The 18,858-nt window shown below is 56.2% G+C and carries 16 protein-coding genes; 9 read left to right on the top strand and 7 right to left on the bottom strand.

All coding sequences use genetic code 11. From position 1 onward, the window contains the following. Positions 1 to 14: 14 nt before the first annotated feature. Positions 15 to 2,687, top strand: a complete 2,673-nt coding sequence (locus EQG79_RS27020) for a PQQ-dependent sugar dehydrogenase (RefSeq protein ID WP_129605840.1) — start codon at positions 15 to 17, stop codon at positions 2,685 to 2,687. Here EQG79_RS27020 and EQG79_RS27015 read toward each other — a convergent pair. Further along, complete coding sequence (locus EQG79_RS27015) at positions 2,684 to 5,086, bottom strand: TonB-dependent receptor (RefSeq protein ID WP_129605838.1); 2,403 nt, start codon at positions 5,084 to 5,086, stop codon at positions 2,684 to 2,686. The two genes, EQG79_RS27020 and EQG79_RS27015, sit on opposite strands and share 4 nt — an antisense overlap. A 260-nt stretch (positions 5,087 to 5,346) precedes the next feature. Between EQG79_RS27015 and EQG79_RS27010 the strand changes: the two genes are divergently transcribed. From EQG79_RS27010 to serS, 5 genes are all read left to right on the top strand, one after another. Then, on the top strand, positions 5,347 to 5,589 hold the full coding sequence (locus tag EQG79_RS27010) for a DUF4926 domain-containing protein (RefSeq protein ID WP_129605836.1): 243 nt from the start codon (positions 5,347 to 5,349) through the stop codon (positions 5,587 to 5,589). A gap of 67 nt (positions 5,590 to 5,656) precedes the next feature. After that, positions 5,657 to 6,352, top strand: a complete 696-nt coding sequence (locus tag EQG79_RS27005; RefSeq protein ID WP_077922405.1) for a tetratricopeptide repeat protein — start codon at positions 5,657 to 5,659, stop codon at positions 6,350 to 6,352. 121 nt (positions 6,353 to 6,473) lie between these two features. Further along, a complete protein-coding gene (ribH, locus tag EQG79_RS27000) occupies positions 6,474 to 6,974 on the top strand; it encodes a 6,7-dimethyl-8-ribityllumazine synthase (protein WP_077922406.1) in 501 nt (166 codons plus the stop codon). Positions 6,975 to 7,072: 98 nt separating this feature from the next. Next, the gene (locus tag EQG79_RS26995) at positions 7,073 to 8,410 is read left to right on the top strand and encodes an aspartate kinase (RefSeq protein WP_129605834.1); all 1,338 of its coding nucleotides are present in this window, start codon (positions 7,073 to 7,075) and stop codon (positions 8,408 to 8,410) included. Positions 8,411 to 8,528: 118 nt separating this feature from the next. Then, positions 8,529 to 9,800, top strand: a complete 1,272-nt coding sequence (gene serS, locus EQG79_RS26990; RefSeq protein WP_129605832.1) for a serine--tRNA ligase — start codon at positions 8,529 to 8,531, stop codon at positions 9,798 to 9,800. Between the two features lie 373 nt (positions 9,801 to 10,173). Here the strand turns inward: serS and EQG79_RS26985 are convergent, their stop codons facing one another. After that, entirely contained in the window at positions 10,174 to 10,449 is a 276-nt protein-coding gene (locus EQG79_RS26985) for a hypothetical protein (RefSeq protein ID WP_129605830.1), read from the bottom strand. A 78-nt stretch (positions 10,450 to 10,527) separates the two neighbouring features. After that, positions 10,528 to 11,805: a DUF349 domain-containing protein gene (locus EQG79_RS26980; protein ID WP_077922410.1), complete on the bottom strand. Its 1,278-nt coding sequence runs from the start codon at positions 11,803 to 11,805 to the stop codon at positions 10,528 to 10,530. Between the two features lie 74 nt (positions 11,806 to 11,879). Between EQG79_RS26980 and ettA the strand changes: the two genes are divergently transcribed. Next, positions 11,880 to 13,547, top strand: a complete 1,668-nt coding sequence (ettA, locus tag EQG79_RS26975) for an energy-dependent translational throttle protein EttA (RefSeq protein ID WP_129605828.1) — start codon at positions 11,880 to 11,882, stop codon at positions 13,545 to 13,547. Positions 13,548 to 13,827: 280 nt separating this feature from the next. Here ettA and EQG79_RS26965 read toward each other — a convergent pair whose 3' ends face one another. Further along, positions 13,828 to 14,295 (bottom strand): Uma2 family endonuclease, encoded by a 468-nt coding sequence (locus EQG79_RS26965; protein ID WP_240699469.1) that lies wholly within the window; start codon positions 14,293 to 14,295, stop codon positions 13,828 to 13,830. Between the two features lie 191 nt (positions 14,296 to 14,486). Here EQG79_RS26965 and EQG79_RS26960 point away from each other — a divergent pair, with 191 nt between their 5' ends. After that, entirely contained in the window at positions 14,487 to 15,308 is an 822-nt protein-coding gene (locus tag EQG79_RS26960; protein WP_129605826.1) for an aminotransferase class IV, read from the top strand. An 11-nt stretch (positions 15,309 to 15,319) separates the two neighbouring features. On the opposite strand, the gene bioD is transcribed toward EQG79_RS26960, so the two are convergent. From bioD to EQG79_RS26945, 3 genes are all read right to left on the bottom strand, one after another. Next, positions 15,320 to 15,958 carry a dethiobiotin synthase gene (gene bioD, locus EQG79_RS26955; RefSeq protein WP_129605824.1) on the bottom strand — a complete coding sequence of 213 codons (639 nt, stop codon included), beginning with the start codon at positions 15,956 to 15,958 and terminating at the stop codon, positions 15,320 to 15,322. Beyond that, on the bottom strand, positions 15,951 to 17,114 hold the full coding sequence (locus tag EQG79_RS26950) for an aminotransferase class I/II-fold pyridoxal phosphate-dependent enzyme (protein WP_129605822.1): 1,164 nt from the start codon (positions 17,112 to 17,114) through the stop codon (positions 15,951 to 15,953). Before EQG79_RS26950 ends, bioD begins: the two co-directional genes overlap by 8 nt. A 183-nt stretch (positions 17,115 to 17,297) precedes the next feature. Further along, the gene (locus EQG79_RS26945; protein WP_129605820.1) at positions 17,298 to 18,329 is read right to left on the bottom strand and encodes a zinc-binding dehydrogenase; all 1,032 of its coding nucleotides are present in this window, start codon (positions 18,327 to 18,329) and stop codon (positions 17,298 to 17,300) included. A 74-nt stretch (positions 18,330 to 18,403) separates the two neighbouring features. On the opposite strand from EQG79_RS26945, the gene ybeY reads away from it, so the two are divergent. Continuing rightward, positions 18,404 to 18,817 carry an rRNA maturation RNase YbeY gene (ybeY, locus tag EQG79_RS26940; protein ID WP_077922493.1) on the top strand — a complete coding sequence of 138 codons (414 nt, stop codon included), beginning with the start codon at positions 18,404 to 18,406 and terminating at the stop codon, positions 18,815 to 18,817. The last annotated feature ends 41 nt before the right edge of the window (positions 18,818 to 18,858 follow it).

Genomic DNA, 18,858 nt, shown 5'->3' with positions numbered 1-18,858 from the left:
GATTCGTTCATTTGATGCTACTCCGTCTACTTGTACTCATTCTGGCCTGCGTTGCTTTCACATCGGCGTCAGCCCAGCTACCAACTGGCTTTGTTCAACGGCAGATCGGTCGTAACCTGAACCCAACCACGCTCACCTTTTCGCCCGACGGGCGACTGTTCGTGGTTGAAAAAGACGGTCGGATTCGGGAAGTCATCGCCGATGCCCTGGCTCCCGATCCGTATATTACCATTCCCAACGTCGACATCACCAACGAGCGCGGCCTGTCGGGCCTGTGCTTTCATCCCGACTTTCCGCGAACGCCGTTTATCTACGTCTACTACACGGTAAAAGACCAGGATCGGAATCGGCTGAGTCGGTTCCGGGCCAACGGGGCCGTGGCCGATCCGAAAAGCGAAACCATACTGCTCGAGTTCGACAAGCTGGCTGGCACCATCCACAACGCGGGCGTACTGCGGTTTGGCCCCGACCGGAAACTGTATGTAGCCACCGGCGAAGGCTCCAACGCACCCATGGCCCAAAGTATGAGCAGCCTGCTGGGCAAGGTGCTCCGGCTGAACGACGACGGCAGCATACCAGCCGACAACCCGTTCGTGGGCCAGACAACCGGCTCTTATCGGGCCATTTATGCCCTCGGCTTACGGAATCCGTTTTCGATGGATATCGATCCTGTATCGGGGCGAATTATCGTGGGCGATGTGGGTGGCGATGCGTTTGAAGAAATTAACGACATCAGAGCAGGACGCAACTATGGCTGGCCCCTGGTCGAAGGGCGCCGGACCAATCAGGAAGCCCCCGCCAACTATAGCGATCCGCTCTATGCCTACGGTCATGATCCAGCCTGCGCGGTAACCGGGGTGACGGTATATAATCCGCCCACGATCCGGTTTCCGGCCGAGTACCGCAGCCGGATCTTCTTTGCCGACTACTGCGCGGGCTCGATCCAGACCTTCGACCCCGAAACAGGCCGGCTGATCGGTACATTTACCACCGGCATTGACCGACCTATCGCGCTGGCAACCAGTCCCGACGGCTATCTGTACTACCTGGCCCGGGCCGGCATCGGCGGAGGTACGCAGCAGGACAACACCGCGACGGGCAATGGCACGCTGCACAAAATTTCGTTTTTCGACTCGGGCCTGCCTTACATCACCCGCCAGTCGGCCAACGCCTTCGTGGCCGTTGGCGAAGCGGTCACGTTTGAGGTCGGTGCCGTTGGGCAGAAGCCTCTCGCCTATCAGTGGTACCGCAACGGCAAGCTCCTGCCCGGTGCTACGCAGGAGAAATACACCATTTCCAGTGCTGCGCTGGCCGACGATGGCGCTACGTTTCACTGCATAGTTACCAACGGACTGGGCACCGACACATCGGAGCAGATGTCGGTACGGGTCGTTCAGGGGCAGCGGCCCGTCGCTCAGATCCGGACCCCCACCACCAACTCCACGTACAAGGCAGGCGATGTGATTGCCTTTGCGGGCAGTGCGCTGACGGCCAGCCAGCAGCCGCTCGCCAACGCGAAACTGACCTGGTGGATCAACTTCCACCATGAAGACCACATTCACCCCGCGCTCGACCCCGTAACCGGCCCCTCCAATGGCATTTACCGCGTACCCCGCGTGGGCGAAACCTCTACCGATGTCTGGTATCGTATCCACCTGCGCGTGACGGACGTATCTGGCCTGACCAGTGAAACATCGGTCGATGTGAAACCCGAACTGGCTACCGTTACCATTGCCAGCAGCCTGAGCGCCGTCCCGTTTTATCTGGATGGGTCGCCCCATGAATCGGGCTACGCCTTTGAGGCTGTAGTGGGTACGCTCCGTAGTCTGGATACCAGACCGTACCGGGCTACCCCGACCGGGTTTTTCCGGTTCACGGGCTGGAGTACCGGGCAGTCGGCCACGGCGATTTCGTACGAGGTTCCCGATGGCAACTCCAGAATTACCATGAACTACCAGGCGCTGGCCGTACCGGGCGGAAACGGGCTGCGGGGCGAATACTTCCGCAACAGTACCGACGTGACGGGCACACCCGCTTTCGTACGCATCGACGATAAGGTCGATTTCGACTGGGGCGACAATCCGGTTTCGCCCACCGTGGGCAACAACAACTTTACCGTTCGCTGGATGGGCAAAGTACTGGCTCCGCTAACCGGCACCTATACTTTTCATACCGAAACCGACGATGGCGTACGGCTCTGGGTGAATAACAAACTACTGATCGACAAGTGGGACGTTCAGCCCAATACCGAATGGACGGGTCAGATTGAGCTGATGGCGGGGCAGCAGTACGACATTCGCATGGACTACCTCGAAAACGAAGGAGTGGCCAACGCCCGGCTGATGTGGAGTTCGGCTCAGTTCGACAAGGCCGTGATTGGAAAACCCTTTCTCTTCAGCGCCCCCATCGTAACCGCCAGCCAGCCCGAAACTGACGGAGCACTGACCGTTTTCCCATCGCCCGCCCGCGAGCAGGTTACGGTCCGGTACGTAGCGCTGAAGTCCGGAACAGCCCAGATCGACGTGGTAGACCTGCTGGGCCGCCGAACCTACACCCGACCCGTTCGCGTTGTGAGCGGTCCGAACGATTACCTGATTCCGGTGGGCGACTGGCCAGCCGGCGTGTACCAGATTGCGGTTCATCCGGCGGGCCAGCCAGCTACGTACCGGCGCTTGCTAATCCGCTAGAAACGGACCCGAATACCTGCCAGGAAATTACGCCCAGCCTGCGGATAGTACCCGTTTTCGGCTACTACGCGCCCTTCCGATACGTAGGCATAGGTATAGCCGTTCGACTCATACAGCTCGTTGAGCACGTTGTTGAGCAGCAGCGTAAACGCAATTTCCTGGGCAAACTTCGGCTTCAGGGTATAGATGAACCGGATGTCGTTCGTGAAGTACGGGTTCAGACTCCGGCTCTCGGTCGAGGTGTTGTCCAGATACTGCTTCCCGACGTATTTCGACAGCAGACTCAGCTCCAGCCGTTTGGCGGGCGTGAATAGCAGCTGCGAGCCGGCAATCACAGCGGGCGAGAACGAAATGTCGGTTTCGCCGTAGCGGTTGGCGACCTGTTCGCCCGTGTCGTAGTTGTCGAGGTATTCGGTAAAGCCTTTCACGCGGTTGCGGCTGAAGGTAGCATTCACGTTCCAGCGCAGGGTTTTGGCCAGTTGCGTACCGGCTTCCAGCTCAATACCGGCGCGGTAGCTTACCGGTATGTTGACCCGGTTGTAGGCACCCACATCGTTCAGCTGCCCCGACAGCACCAGCTGGTCGCGGTAATTCATGTAGTAGGCATTGGCCGTAAACGCCAGCCGCTGCGTTTGCCATTTGTACCCCGCTTCGTAATCGATCAGCCGTTCGGCGCGGGGACGGCTGGCGGGCGTTGACTGGGTGTAGTCGTCGCGGTTGGGTTCGCGGTGGCCCACGCCCACCGATGCGTACAGCGTGCTCCGGTCGTTGATCGTATAGGTCAGTCCGCCTTTGGGGTTGAAGAACGTCAGGCGGTCGTCCTGCTGTACGTTTTCCAGCTGGTTGTTGAAGCCCAGGAACGAGTACGATACCGTACGAACCTGCACGTCGAGGAAACCGTTGAGCCGGTTGCGGACCTGGTAAAACGCTTTTGCATAGAGGTTAAAATCGTTTTTGGTAGCGTCGTTATCGTAATACCGATCGCGGATGTTGGTAGCCCCGGCCACGCGGGCCCAGATGATTTCGCCGAAATGTTTGCCTTCATACTGGTTCCAGCCGCCACCGATGTTGGCTGTCAGCTTCCCGAAACTGTTGTAGTCGAGCGAGAAAACCGTACCGTAAAAGTCGTTGTCGAGCCAGCGCCGGCGAATGAAGTCGGTTTTCGTGATGGTCGAGTCGCCGATAACCACGTTGGGCAGTCCGTAGTCGCTGAAGTCTTCGCCATCGCGGTACTGTTCGTAGTAGCCGCGTCCTTTTGTGTAGAAAAACGACAGGTTGGCGCGCCAGTTGCGGCTCAGCTCGTGCGAGCTGATGAGCTGGTAGTTATCCTGCTGGTAGTTGTCGGTTTCGTTATCGTAGGTGTAGGGATTGTAGGTCCGGTTTGTCTTGAGCAGACTCTCGGGCACCCCGCCCCACGACTGGTAGGTCTGTTCCTGACCCGAGAACACGTTCAGCCGAACAAAGCTTTTCTTCGCGTAATACCCGCCCGACAGGTAAAACGAGCGCAGATCCGAAAACGCCCGATCCACATACCCGTCCGAGTAGATGCGCGACAGCCGGGCATCGAGTACAAAGTGGCCCGGGATCGCGCCCGACTTGAGCAGGCCGGTTCCGGCCAGTACGTTCACTTTTCGCGTACCGAACGAGCCGCCCGAGATATTGGTCTCGGCATACGGATTTTTCTCGAGCGAATTGGTCTGGATGTTCACCGACGCCCCAAACGCCCCCGCCCCGTTGGTCGATGTACCGACCCCGCGCTGGATCTGGATGCTACTCACCGACGAGGCAAAATCGGGCATGTTGACGAAGAAAGTACCCTGCGATTCGGCGTCGTTATACGGTATGCCGTTGAGCGTCACGTTTACCCGCGTTGCATCGGAACCGCGTATCCGGATACCCGTATACCCAACGCCCGCGCCCGCATCGGAAGTCGTAACAATAGATGGCGTAAAGTTGAGCAGCTGCGGAATATCCTGCCCCAGGTTGAGTTTGTTCAGCTCCCGGCGCGTCACGTCCGTATAGGCAATGGCAGACTTCTGATTGGCCCGGGTAGCGCTGACCACGACCTCGTCGACGGCGATGGCTGCTTTCCGGAGCGCGATCGTTACGGTAGCGTTCTGGCTGAGGTCCAGTGCCTGGGTCTGGGTTTCGTAGCCCAGCAGCGAAATCCGTAGGGTGGCCGGGCCGGGTTTGAGATTGGTGAGCCGGAAGGCCCCCGATGCATCGGCAAACGTGCCGGTATAGGTTCCTTCGATGGTCAGAGCCGCACCGGGCAGCGGTCCACCCTCCGCATCGCTGACTGTACCGGAAATAGAATACTGAGCCCAGGCGGGCAGGCTGACCAGCCACAACAGAGTCGCGAGGGTAATGGTGAGATAGGAGGTCGTCTGTTTTTTCATAGCGAAAAAGCGACGATAGGCAAAGGGGCCGAACCTACCTGTATTGAGGTTGTATGTGTTAATTAGAGAATCAGGCCCGACTAGCCAGCCTGGTGTTACCATCCCTTCGCAGCATTACCTGCGCAGGTTCAATGGGTATAATCTCAGCCCGTTGTTTTGGGGCACCCCTTAGAAGATTAGCACTGGCAAAGTTAGCACTATTTCTATAAAACAAGCGGCCATATCTATCGTTTCACTCTCAGAACCATGCCTGTATTGATATGACTGAGTTTGATTTGATCGTTTTACAAGAAGATATACCTGGTAAGCGACTGAAAGCGGGTGACATAGGTACAATTGTAACGGTTTACGGCGAAAGCAAAGCATTCGAGGTTGAATTTGTAACCTTAACCGGCGAATCTGTGGCTGTAGAGACCTTGTTACCGCATCAGATTCGGCCCGTTCGGGCGTCTGAAATCATGAGCGTACGCGACACGGCCGATCAGGTCGCCCTGAATTCGTAAACTTTTGAGCATTATCCTTTTCCGTAACCACAATTACTTCTAATTTTGCAATCCAAATTGCAAAAGCATGAGCAAAAAGAATCCCGGATTGGACTTTTTAGAAGACCCGGACGCATTAGAAGGCAAATTAGAGGAAGTGGGCGACTTCGTTCAGCAGAATCGTACGATCGTGCTGGGCGTGGTTGGGGTGATTGTTGCCTTGATTGTCGGTTTCTTCGGCTATCGGTACTACCAGAGCAGCCAGGACGAAACCGCCCAGGTTGAACTGTTCCCCTCGGTCTACCAGTTTGAAGCCGATTCGCTGAACAAAGCCCTCAATGGCGATGGTAAAACGCCGGGCCTGCTGGCCGTTGCTGACAACTATGGCTCTACCAAAGCTGGTGATCTGGCTAGCTTCTACGCCGGTGTGGCTCTTCTGAAGCAAGGCAAATATGACGCGGCTATCGAACGGCTGAACGAGTTCAGTTCGTCTGACCTGCTGGTTCAGGCCCGCGCTTATGCCCTCATTGGCGACGCCTACATGGAGAAGAAAAGCTATGACGAGGCCGCCGATCATTACCGGAAAGCCGCCGACTACAAGCCGAACAAATTCTTTACGGCGGGTTATCTGTTGAAACTGGCCGTAGCCCACGAGCAGGCCAAACAGAACGATAAAGCCATCGAGGTGTACAACGAAATTATTGACAAGTACGCGCAGTCTGCCGAGGCCGTTAGTGCCAAGAAGTATAAATCCGTGCTCGAAGCAGCGGTCGGCGAGTCGTAAGCGTATCTGAATCAATCAATACTGCCAGGGACAAAGCCGAATCGGGTTTGTCCCTTTTTTATTAGCCCCCATTTCTTCATCCGATTCTCATTCAGCCGTGGCCTGCCGGGCCACATGACCCATGTCTTCAGCCGATAAAAACCTGAGCGTTTTCGCCACTTCTGAACTGCCGGATGTAAGCCACCGGCGGTTTGCTATCCTGGTGGCCGAGTGGAACACCGAGGTGACCGAAGCCCTCTACAAAGGCGCCTACCAAACGCTGCTCCAGTACGGCGCCAAAGCCGAAAACATTGTACGCGGCAACGTGCCCGGTAGCTACGAACTGACGCTGGGCGCGCAGTGGTTCGCCCTGCGCGACGATATCGATGCCGTTATTGCCCTGGGCTGCGTCATTCAGGGCGAAACCAAACACAACGACTACATCAACCACGCCGTTGCCCAGGGTCTCACCACCGTAAGCCTGAAAACGAGCAAGCCGGTCATCTTTGGTGTACTGACGCCTAACGATCAGCAGCAGGCCCTCGACCGGGCGGGTGGTAAACACGGTAACAAAGGCGACGAAGCCGCCATCACCGCCATCAAAATGCTCGGCCTCCAAAAGCAAGTGTATACCAAGTTTTAATTGAGCGATTCATGGTTAAGTAGTTGCGCGATTGCCCTGTCTGAAAATTTAGCCGTAACTCTACTCAATCACTAATTCACTAATCCCTGAATAAGCAAATGCACGTCTGGAAATTTGGCGGAACGTCGGTGGGAAAGCCCGACCGTATGCAATCGATCCGCCACCTGATCACCGCCGACGATACCCGTAAAATCGTCGTTCTGTCGGCTCTGTCCGGTTCTACCAACGCCCTGCTGGCCATCGGCGAATCGCTCAAGGCGAACAACGATACCGAAGCCAACACCCAGATTGACGCGCTCAAACGGCATTACGATGCGTTTGTGGGCGAGTTGTACAAGACCGAAGCCGGCCGGGCAGCCGGGCAGCAGGTGATCGAGACGGAGTTCTCGTTTATCCGGTCGCTGACCCGCATCAAACCGTTCACGCTGAAGCAGGAAAAAGAGCTGGTGGCCGAAGGAGAGTTGCTGAGTACGCAGCTGTTTCAGGCTTATCTGAACGAAGAAGGCGTAGCCTCGACCTTACTGCCCGCCCTCGAATTCATGCGTATCGACGCCGACAACGAGCCCGAAATTCAGTATACCGAGCAGCGCCTGGCCGACATGCTGCCCGCTCATGCCGACAAGCAGATCATCGTTACGCAGGGGTTCATCTGCCGAAACCCACGGGGCGAAGTCGATAACCTCAAACGCGGGGGTTCCGACTATACCGCGTCGCTGATTGGGGGGGCCATCCGTGCCGAAGAAATCCAGATCTGGACCGACATCGACGGGATGCACAACAACGATCCGCGTATCGTCAGGAACACCTTCCCGGTTCGGGAACTGACCTTCGACGAAGCCGCCGAGCTGGCCTATTTCGGGGCTAAAATCCTGCACCCGTCCACCATCACGCCAGCCCGGATGTTCGGCGTTCCGGTCCGGCTGAAGAACACCATGGACCCGGCGGCCCCCGGGACCCTTATTGCCGACCGAACCGACGGGGCGGCTCAGCAGCAGGTCTTCAAGGCTATCGCGGCCAAAGATGGTATCACGGCGCTGTACATCCACTCGACCCGGATGCTCAACGCCTACGGCTTCCTGCGCCGGATTTTCGAGATCTTCGAGAAGTACAAAACGCCCGTCGACATGCTGGCGACTTCCGAAGTGTCGGTATCGGTGACGATCGATAATACGGATCGGATTGATGAGATCAAGGCCGAGCTGAGCACCTTCTGCGACCTGGAAGAACCTGATTACGACCAGACTATTATCTGTATTGTTGGTAACTTCAGCGCCGACAACGAAGGCGTAGCGGTTCGGGTGTTTAACGCGATGCAGAACATTCCTATCCGGATGATCTCCTATGGCGGCACCGAAAGCAATCTATCGCTGCTGGTGCATGGCCGCTACAAAGCCCAGGCCCTCAACGCCCTCAACGAAGGGTTATTTTCAGTATAGTTACCCCCAAACCAGTCGCCCAACGATTGATTGAGGGTACGTACTGACCCGCGATACTATAAAAACTCAACCGGTCGCTGAAAGATCGGCTGGGTTTGCACCAGACCAACACGAACCAATGCTTCAACTCACCTTCATCCGCGAAAACAAGGACCTGACCCTGGCCGGCCTTCGCAAGCGTCATTTTGCCAATGCCGACGCCATCATTGAGCAGGTGCTGAGCCTGGATCAGAAACGGCGGGATACCCAGCGCGATCTCGACGATACGCTGGCCCGGTCGAACGCCAAAGCCAAAGAAATCGGGGCGCTCATGAAAACGGGCGACAAAGCGGCTGCCGACGCGGCCAAAGCCGAAACCGCCGAACTGAAAGTGCGTTCGAAAGACCTGGAAGAGGTTTTGCGCACGACCGAACAGCAGCTAGAGGAGGTGCTGGTTACCATTCCTAATATTCCCCACAGCAGCGTTCCCGAAGGCCGCACTCCCGACGATAACGAGGTCGTGCTCGAACACGGCAACAAACCCGATCTTCCTGCCGATGCGCAACCCCACTGGGAGCTGATCAAAAAGTACGACATCATTGACTTCGAGCTGGGCGTCAAGATTGCCGGAGCGGGTTTCCCGGTATACAAGGGCAAAGGCGCCCGTATTCAGCGGGCGCTGATTAACTTCTTCCTCGACGAAGCGCTGAAAGCAGGCTACGTAGAAGTACAGCCCCCCATTGTGGTGAACGAAGACTCGGGCTTCGGTACGGGTCAGCTTCCCGATAAGGAGGGGCAGATGTATTACGTTACCGAAGATAAGCTGTATCTGATTCCGACGGCCGAAGTGCCGATCACCAACCTCTACCGCGATGTTATTCTGCCCGAAAGCCAGCTGCCGGTTCGGAATGTAGGATATACGCCCTGTTTTCGGCGCGAAGCGGGGTCGTGGGGCGCTCACGTGCGGGGCCTGAACCGCTTGCACCAGTTCGATAAAGTAGAAATTGTCCGGATCGAACGGCCCGACCAGTCGTATGCCGCTCTGGAAGAGATGAGCCTGCACGTACAGTCGCTGCTTCAAAAGCTCGAACTGCCCTACCGCGTTCTCCGGCTCTGCGGGGGCGATATGGGCTTTACCTCGGCGCTCACGTATGATATGGAAGTGTGGTCGGCGGCTCAACAACGGTGGCTGGAGGTCAGTTCGGTCTCTAACTTCGAAACCTACCAGGCTAACCGGCTCAAGCTTCGCTCTAAACTGGATGGCAAGATGCAGCTGATGCACACCCTGAACGGGTCGGCGCTGGCCCTACCCCGTATTCTGGCTTCGATTCTGGAGAACAACCAGACTCCCGACGGCATTCGGATTCCGCAGGCGCTGGTACCGTATTGCGGTTTTGATGTGATCAATTAAATAGCCGCTGTTCCAAACGACTACATACCATCCCCGGCATCGATGTCGGGGATTTTTTATGGGGGAATAATGCCTGGATTGGGAATGATCACCCGGCATTCATGCCGGGTAACCCCCGGAAAGAACACACCGGCATGAATGCCGGCGCTAATCATGAACCTAACCCCATGTAGAAATCTGCCCAACACCACCAATGACTAGCGCTGGCATTTATGCCGGGGCAACCCCGGGAGAATTCAGAACACACCGGCATAAATGCCAGCGCTAGTCATGAACCTAACCCCATGTAGAAATCTGCCCAACACCACTAATGAATAGCCCTAGCATTCATACCGGGGCAAGGCGCGGAGCAACCTATCACATATGGGGGCTCTTAACAACTACACGAGTAATCGTCGTAGCCCGGGTATCTGGGCGAAAGATGGCCGTCGATGCGGATAACGCGACCGAGGGGAATTTGCTCGCCGGTGGCCAGTTCGAGGTGATCGTTGCCATCGATCGACACGATGGCTTTGGTCATGGCATCGGTCCGGATGAATTCGCGGAGGTCGGTGAAATAGTCGAGCCGAACAAATTTGTTGAGCGGGATCAACGCCCGAAACTCGGCGTCGGTCAGCGTAGTGTCGGATTGATTCAATGTCGTTTCCATACCCTTACAACAACGCGCCTAAACGAAACGTGCCCCGTCAGATGGCGGGGCACGTTTCATTCAAACACTTGTCAGCAATCAATAACCGACGGATTCCAGTTGCTTCTGAAACTCCTTCAGAATGGTCTCCTTCATGGCAATCTTGCGTTTCTGGGTATTGATCTTGTTAAGTACCTGCTTGTCGGCGTCGTTATTCGGGTCGAGCCCATCGGCATCCTGAAGCGCGAATTGCAGGTCGCTCTTTTCGCGTTTGATCAGGTATTCCATCTCCCGAATCTTGGTCCGGATCTGTTCGGCCTGGCTCTTGAGTTCAAAAGCCGGGTACTTGCGGGCCAGCACGCGCCCCAGGTAGCTCAGCTCGAAGATTTTGTCGCAGGCCGCCCGGAATCGTTCGTTCAGTACTTTATCCTGCATCTTGAACGGCACCCGAATTTCTTTCCAGCTGTTGAGGAGCACCTTGGCCCGCTCGGCAGCGGCAAAAATATCGCTCTGCTTCGACAGCTTTTCGGCTTCGTCGGCCATTTTCATCTGGGCCTCGATGCGCGGGTCGATCTTCTTCTCAATCACAATGCCCTTCGCGTCGTTGTACTTCGCGTAGAACATGGTCGTTGCCTTCTTGAACTGCTTGTACAGCTTCCCGCTCTTCTTGATCGGCACTTCTCCTACCTGTTTCCAGGCATTGTTGAGCCGTCGTACTTCCTGGAAAGCCGCATCCAGATCGCCCAGGCGGTTGGCCCGGAACGCCAGCCGGATCAGCTCGTCATACTTATCGAGCCGCTCCTGAATGATCTTGTTCTGTTCGTTGAAGAACTCGCGCCGACGCGTGAAGAACCCATCGAGCAGTGCCTGAAACTGGGCCTCGATATCGGCATCGACGGCTTTGTCGACCGGACCAGTTTTGATCCATTTGGTTTTTATTTCCTGCAGGGCATCGGCCGTTGGGCGCCAGTCGGTGCTGTCGACGATGGCTTCAGCTTCGGCAATCAGCGCCCGTTTAATCTCCAGGTTTTTGAGCTGATTAACCGTAATCAATCCGTTCAGAATCTCCTCCTGCGCGTCGAGTCGGTCGAGCAGGGGCGGAAAATCGCCGAGCGCATCGAAATTGATCAGTTTTTTTCGAAGCTGAACCAGTTTAGTCAGGTACGACCCTTTGTTCTGAGCCTCTTCAATGTCTTTCTCTAACTGACTGACTTTGTTCTCGGCAATGATGAAGCGATTCTTGAAATAATCGAGCGCTTCCTGCTCGGTTCGTTTGACTTCGCCGATCTGGCGGTCTTCGTAATTCAGGTAGCCTTTTAAAAATACCTTTCCGTCTTTGACGTAACCGTATTCATCTACCAGTGAAGCGTTTTCCATTCCTATGCTTGGTTAAGGCTGCGCTGTGGGTTAATTTTGAGAGTAATTGCCAACCACAAATCTATTAGAAATTAATGAGTCAGGAAACCATAATATTCTCTATGGCGGGCGTGAGTAAAAATATTCCGCCCAACCGACAAATCCTAAAGAACATATACCTTTCCTTTTTTTACGGCGCTAAAATCGGTGTTTTGGGGCTAAACGGATCGGGTAAATCCACCTTGCTGCGCATCATTGCGGGCATCGATAAGAGCTATACCGGCGAGGTTGTTTTCTCGCCCGGCTACTCGGTTGGCATGCTCGAACAGGAGCCCAAATTCACCCTCGGCAAGACCGTATTGGAGGTCGTTCAGGAAGGCGTTCAGGAAGTCGTAAACCTGCTCAAAGAGTTCGACGAAATCAACGAAGCCTTCGGCGACCCGGATGCCGACTTCGATGTATTGATGGCCCGCCAGGCCGAAGTTCAGGAAAAACTGGACCACCACGAAGCCTGGGAACTGGACCAGCGGCTCGAACGGGCCATGGACGCCCTGCGCTGCCCCCCGCCCGATGCGCTGATCGACAACCTGTCGGGTGGTGAAAAACGGCGGGTAGCGCTTTGCCGCCTGCTGCTGCAACAGCCCGACGTGCTGCTGCTCGACGAGCCGACCAACCACCTCGACGCCGAGTCGGTACTCTGGCTCGAAGAACACCTGCGTCAGTATAAAGGAACGGTTATTGCCGTAACCCACGACCGGTATTTTCTTGATAACGTAGCCGGCTGGATTCTGGAACTCGACCGGGGCGAAGGCATCCCCTGGAAAGGTAACTATTCGTCGTGGCTCGATCAGAAACAACAGCGGTTAGCCAAAGAAGAAAAGTCGGAGTCAAAACGGCAAAAAACGCTGCAACGCGAACTGGAATGGGTACGCATGGCCCCCAAAGCGCGACAGGCCAAGTCGAAAGCGCGACTCGGCGCTTACGAGCGACTGCTGGATGAAGACAACCGCCAGAAAGAAGAACGGCTCGAAATCTTTATTCCATCGGGTCCGCGGCTGGGCGCTAAAGTGATCGAGGCCGAAGAGGTAGCCAAAGCCTACGGCGACCGGCTGCTGTTCGAACACCTCGGCTTCCGGCTTCCCCAGGGCGGTATTGTCGGTATCATCGGGCCCAACGGCGCGGGTAAAACCACCCTGTTCAAACTCATCACGGGCCGCGAAAAACCCGATGCCGGCAGTTTCGATGTGGGCGAAACCGTGAAAGTAGCCTACGTTGATCAGGAGCATGACGGCCTCGACCCCAATAAGACCGTTTATGAAACCATTTCGGGTGGGAACGAATGGATTATGCTGGGTGGTAAACAAAGCAACGCCCGCGCTTACGTGAGCCGCTTCAACTTTGCCGGCGCCGATCAGGAAAAGAAGATTGGTACCCTGTCGGGTGGCGAACGAAACCGCGTTCACCTGGCCATGATTCTGAAAGAAGGCGCGAACCTACTGCTGCTCGATGAGCCAACCAACGACCTCGACGTCAACACGTTGCGGGCGCTGGAAGAAGGCCTCGAAAACTTTGCCGGCTGCGCCGTGGTCATCAGCCACGACCGCTGGTTCCTGGACCGGATTGCCACCCACATTCTGGCCTTCGAGGGCGACTCGCAGGTATACTGGTTTGAGGGTAATTTCTCGGAATACGAAGAAAACCGGCGGAAGCGGCTCGGTACCGAAGCCACACCAACCCGCATCAAGTATAAGAAACTGGCGTAGGTTGGCCAATGGCCATGCACATCATTTCGGTTAGCACCCTAAAGGCGTTCTGGGAGAAACACCCAGACGCCGAAGGGGCGCTTAGGGCCTAGCACATCGAGCTAAAGAAGCAAGCAAACAATGGCCATCAGACCATTACAAACAGAATCTGATTATCAGGATTGATACACTGATTGACTGCCCTGATGACAGCGAACAAGCTGGATGTATTGTCTATTTCGGTGGAAAACTTATTATTCCTATGACAATAAAAGCTGTCATAATGTAGCTCAATCTGTTTTTACACGATTACCCCCTTCGACCGCAGTAAGAGGTTCAATTCAAACGCACAACCCGGCAGTATCTCAACAGCATCGTCCCAGTTGGTTAGTATCCAGCGCTCGTTAGGTTGTGCAATGAGGGTTCGGCGGGTTTTGGTCAATATCCAGATCACTTTCTGCGCGCCAAAATCGAGCAGTTTTTGCGTTTTATCGTATACATATTCGGTTTCGCTGACATTGTTCGGAAGATCAATTTTTACATCAACTTCAATAACAAGGCGGGGCGGCACTGAAAAATATTTATCATCTAAGGGCGTTGGCAAACTGGCCTGGTCGAATACTGCAATATCGTTGGAAAGGTTATTGCCCGGTGCCAGATGAAGCCCCGGTTCATTCGTTGCAATCAGGTATTCGTCGAACGGCAGGTATTTGTACAAAACATGTATCAGCAAAGACACAATCGCCGACTGTAAGGCACTGGCGCCCATAACTTCTTCTGTGGTTTTTTGACGCGACAGTACGGCCCGGTAGCCCCGATAGTAGTAGGGCACACCGTTTATTTCTTCGTAAATCAGCGAAGCAGGGACCTTGCGGTCAGTCAACGAATTACGAGCCGTTGTCCGGGGTGTTACGCTCATTTGCCGTACTTTTGGTTTCTGGTAAAGATAATTGATTTCTTATGCATTACGGCTACTTCAACGGCACCGTTGCCCCCACCGACCAACTCGCCATTGGCGTTACCGACCTTAGCCTGCTACGCGGCTACGGCCTTTTCGACTATTTTCTGACGTATAACGGGCGGCCGTTTCAGTGGGACTGGTACTGGGAGCGTTTTCAGAACTCGGCCAGCCGGATGCACCTGCCGCTACCGCTCTGCAAAGAAGAAACCTATGCCGTCGTGATGAACCTGATCGAGCGTAACGGCGGTGCCGACGTGGCGGTGCGGTTCGTGATGACGGGCGGTTACTCGGCCGACAGCATTTCCATCGAGCAACCCAACCTGCTGATCCTGACGGAGGCCATTCATCCCGTGCCGCCGGTGCAGTATGAGCAGGGGATCAAGGTGATTCTGGACGAGTACGTTCGGGAGATGGCCGAGGTGAAAAGTACCGACTACAAGCGGGTGATCCTGATGGCCGAAGCCATTCGGGCCGCGGGCGCATCGGATCTGCTTTACCAGAAAGGGGGCGAAATCAGCGAACTGAGCCGGAGCAATTTCTTTCTGGTCAAAGGCGAAAAGATTGTTACCCCAAACCGGCATATTCTGCACGGCATCACCCGCCGAACCGTTATCGGCATTGCACAGGCCGATTTCAGGGTCGAAGAACGCCCGGTGCTGCTGTCAGAGCTCTACGATGCCGAAGAAGCCTTTACGACCAGCTCTACCAAAAAAATCCTGCCTATCACCCAGATCGGCGACCTCACCATCGGCGATGGCAAGGTCGGCCCGAAGAGTAAGTTTCTGCTCGAACGCTTCGATGAGTTGATCGCGGGCTGGTAAACACCCCTTGGCTACGCGGTTTCGAGCGCCTGGTTCAGCCTTACAGAAGCCGCATACCGCCTTATTACGTCAGGGGTAATCTCCTCTTCCTGACCGATGCGGCCCAGGCAGGCCAGACCCGTGTAGTTCAGAATAAAGGTTTCGGTAGCGGGGGTTGTCGGCCCGTTAAACAAGATGCCCAGCAGCGGAATATGGCGGCTGCGGCACGCTTCGACCGAGAGCAGGGTATGGTTGATGCTCCCCAGGTAATTCCGCGACACCAGCACCACCGGTAAGCCCGATTGCTGTACCCAGTCGATCGTCAGGTCGCGGTCGTTGAGGGGTACCATCAGACCACCAGCCAGCTCGACAACCAGCGCATTATTGGTTTGCGGCAGCTGAATAGCGGCCAGATCGATTGTTATGCCATCAATGGCCGCAGCGGCATGGGGCGACAGCGGCTCCTTCAGCCGGTAGGCTTCCGGATGAAACCGCGACACCGGATTGCTGATGAGCCGCCGAACGGTTTCGGTATCGGAGTCTTCGAGCGCACCCGATTGTACGGGTTTCCAGTAATCGGCCTGTAAGGCTTCGACCAGTACGGCCGACACTACGGTTTTGCCGATTTCGGTACCGATACCGGCCACGATGAACTGATTGAACTTACTCATAGAGTTGGGTTGATTGAAGTATTCGAATGAGCCGATCTATTTCGGCCGTTGTGTTAAAGGCATGTATACAGATCCGAAGCCGCTCCTGCCCTACCGGAACCGTTGGACTGAGAATGGCCCGCAGGTCGAAACCGGCTTCCTGAGCCGCCTGGGCGGTATGTCGGGCAGCATCGTTGCCGGGAACAATGAGGCACTGGATCGGCGACGTGCTGTTAGTCCAGATCGCCCCCGACAGCGCCGACGCAACGCCCGACCGGAAATGCCGGATCTGGTTATGAAGCAGGTCGCGCTGTTCTGCCGACGCCAGCAGGTGCCGGTGTGCTTGCTGAATAGCCAGCAGACTGGGGGGCGGCAGCGCAGTGGTATAGATAAACGACCGGGCAAAGTTGATCAGGTAGTTGCGCAGCACCAGCGGACCAACCACAGCGGCCCCGTGGACGCCGAGCGCTTTCCCGAACGTATGTACCCGCGCCAGCACCCGATTCTGCAGGTTGAGCGCCACCACCAGCCCTTCCCCGTTGGGTCCGTAAACACCCGTGGCATGAGCTTCGTCGACGAGCAGGGCCGCCCCGTAGCGATCGCAGAGATCGCAGAGGTCGGCCAGTGGCGCCAGATCCCCATCCATCGAATATACCGACTCGACTGCTACGAAAACCTGTCCCGGCCGGCTGCTGGCCAGCTGTAATTTTTCGGCCAGATCGACCAGGTCGTTATGGCGAAACCGGTCGCGGGTGGCGTAGCTCAGCCGCGACCCATCGATCATGCTGGCATGGATCAGCTCGTCGGTCAGGAGGGTATCGCCCCGTTGTGGCAGGCAGGCCATCAGGCCCAGGTTTGCGTCGTATCCCGAGTTAAAGATCAGAGCAGACTCGGTATGATAAAAACTGGCCAGCTCCTGTTCGAGCGCGTCGACCAGCTCCGTTTGTCCGGCCAGGAGCCGGGAGCCGGTGGCGCCGGTACGCAATTCCGGGAGGTTAGCATCGGCCCGTCGGATAGACTCGCGCAGGCTGGGCAGACGCGCAAAGCCCAGGTAATCGTTCGAGCAGAAGTCGATCAGCCCATCGGTAGCACGCACCTGCCGTAGCAGGCCGGCCTGCGTTCGTTCGGCCAGCCGACGACCCAGTAAATCCGGTACGGACGGTGTCAAATCGATCATGGCCACAAAGGTAAAATAGGAAGACGGGTCTTTGCCCGAAACCGATGGACTTTCGCGATAATGTGCATAACTCCCTACTTATCCACAGCAATCGTGTGGATAAGTAGGAAACCTGGATTTTATTTACTGCAGAAAGGGAGTTAACGGACCGTTTTTCCCAAAACAACTCTATAGATCAAGTAGTTACTCGCTCACCTTCAGCACCAGCTTACCGAACTGTTTCCCGTCGTTCATCTTCTGAAATGCGCCCGCAGCATCGGTCAGTGGAAACACCTCATCGACCACCGGCACGATTCCTTTTTCCGATACGAACCGGACCATGGCGCCGAACTCCGCTTCGGTTCCCATCGTAGTTCCGGCGATGTTCAGCTGCTTGAAAAATACTTTAGGCGGCACTACCTCCGTAATCGTTCCGGTAGTGCCGCCGAAGATCGCAATCCGGCCGCCGGGCGCAGCGGCATCGATCAGTTTGGCGAAGCCCGGTCCGCCCGCGCTATCGATGATGACGTTGAAGTAGCCGGCCCGCCCCCCGCCGGTTTGGGTCATGAGCGTTTTGCCCCAGTCGGGTTCGCGGTAGTTGACACCCCCTACCGCCCCCATGGCTTTGGCCCGCTCAATCTTCTCGTCGGCACCCGACGTGACCCACACCTCGGCGCCGGCCGCTACGGCAAACTGTAGCGCAAACAGAGCAGCCCCTCCGCCAATTCCGGTGATTAGTACTTTCTGCGGGCTTTGAGCCCCGCTGGCGTGCAGACCGGCCCGCGACATCAGAGCCCGCCAGGCGGTAAGTCCGGCCAGCGGGAGCGCAGCCGCCTGCTCGAACGACAGATGGGCCGGTTTGTGATGAATGTACCTGACCGGCACGGCAACGTACTCGGCGTAGGTCCCGTTGGTGGGCATACCCAGGATCTGGAAATCGGCTCCGTAATGGGCCGGGTTGGGGCCCCAATGCATCGAACAGTTGATGATCACGTCCTGCCCGCGCCAGACCGGATCGACACCCGCCCCGACTTCGGCAACGACGCCCGCCCCGTCGGAGCCGAGTATGGCCGGCAATTTAATACCAGGGTACAACCCCTGCTGAATAAACACGTCGCGGTGGTTCAGGGCAGCGGCCCGGATCCGGACCAGCACCTCACCAGGCCCGGGGGTTGGGGTTGGTGCATCAACGAGCTGGATGGGTTGGTGAGTAGCGGCTAGCTGAAGAGCTTTCATAGGGGTCGAACGATTAGATCGGGCGTATCTTTGCACCAGAAAGGTATGCTATACGTCCCATACCTTGGATGAGCATGATTCGATTTTTTAACGAAGATGTCGACTATACACTGCCGAAGAAGCAGATAACCCGCCAGTGGCTGAAACGGCAGGCCGAGCAGGAAGGCTACGCGCTCGGCGACCTGAACTACATTTTCTGCTCCGATGAACACGTTCTACAGGTAAACCGCGAGTATCTGCAGCACGACTACTATACCGATATCATTACCTTCGACACGAGCGACTCGGACGACCGAATAGAAGGCGACATCTTTATCAGCGTTGACCGGGTGGCCGATAACGCCCGCCAGCTGGGCGTTCCGACGGAGCACGAGATGCGACGGGTACTGGCCCATGGCCTGCTGCATCTGTGCGGCTATGGCGATAAAACCGACGAAGAAGCCGCGGCCATGCGCGCTAAAGAAGACAGCTGGTTAGAAATGTGGTGACAATTGCTTCTTGAACAAGTCAATAGACCCGTCACCACCCA

The organism is Spirosoma sordidisoli (genome assembly GCF_004138325.1).
In the GTDB taxonomy this organism is placed as follows: Bacteria; Bacteroidota; Bacteroidia; order Cytophagales; family Spirosomataceae; genus Spirosoma; species Spirosoma sordidisoli.
Note: the sequence above shows the minus strand (reverse complement) of the source record. Positions and strands in the feature narration are given on the sequence as shown.

Bases quoted from the DNA above. Each gene is read 5' to 3' on its own strand.
- EQG79_RS27020 (WP_129605840.1), top strand. From the start codon at position 15: ATGCTACTCCGTCTACTTGTACTCATTCTGGCCTGCGTTGCTTTCACA.
- EQG79_RS27015 (WP_129605838.1), bottom strand. From the start codon at position 5,086: ATGAAAAAACAGACGACCTCCTATCTCACCATTACCCTCGCGACTCTG.
- EQG79_RS27010 (WP_129605836.1), top strand. From the start codon at position 5,347: ATGACTGAGTTTGATTTGATCGTTTTACAAGAAGATATACCTGGTAAG.
- EQG79_RS27005 (WP_077922405.1), top strand. From the start codon at position 5,657: ATGAGCAAAAAGAATCCCGGATTGGACTTTTTAGAAGACCCGGACGCA.
- ribH (WP_077922406.1), top strand. From the start codon at position 6,474: ATGTCTTCAGCCGATAAAAACCTGAGCGTTTTCGCCACTTCTGAACTG.
- EQG79_RS26995 (WP_129605834.1), top strand. From the start codon at position 7,073: ATGCACGTCTGGAAATTTGGCGGAACGTCGGTGGGAAAGCCCGACCGT.
- serS (WP_129605832.1), top strand. From the start codon at position 8,529: ATGCTTCAACTCACCTTCATCCGCGAAAACAAGGACCTGACCCTGGCC.
- EQG79_RS26985 (WP_129605830.1), bottom strand. From the start codon at position 10,449: ATGGAAACGACATTGAATCAATCCGACACTACGCTGACCGACGCCGAG.
- EQG79_RS26980 (WP_077922410.1), bottom strand. From the start codon at position 11,805: ATGGAAAACGCTTCACTGGTAGATGAATACGGTTACGTCAAAGACGGA.
- ettA (WP_129605828.1), top strand. From the start codon at position 11,880: ATGAGTCAGGAAACCATAATATTCTCTATGGCGGGCGTGAGTAAAAAT.
- EQG79_RS26965 (WP_240699469.1), bottom strand. From the start codon at position 14,295: ATGGGCGCCAGTGCCTTACAGTCGGCGATTGTGTCTTTGCTGATACAT.
- EQG79_RS26960 (WP_129605826.1), top strand. From the start codon at position 14,487: ATGCATTACGGCTACTTCAACGGCACCGTTGCCCCCACCGACCAACTC.
- bioD (WP_129605824.1), bottom strand. From the start codon at position 15,958: ATGAGTAAGTTCAATCAGTTCATCGTGGCCGGTATCGGTACCGAAATC.
- EQG79_RS26950 (WP_129605822.1), bottom strand. From the start codon at position 17,114: ATGATCGATTTGACACCGTCCGTACCGGATTTACTGGGTCGTCGGCTG.
- EQG79_RS26945 (WP_129605820.1), bottom strand. From the start codon at position 18,329: ATGAAAGCTCTTCAGCTAGCCGCTACTCACCAACCCATCCAGCTCGTT.
- ybeY (WP_077922493.1), top strand. From the start codon at position 18,404: ATGATTCGATTTTTTAACGAAGATGTCGACTATACACTGCCGAAGAAG.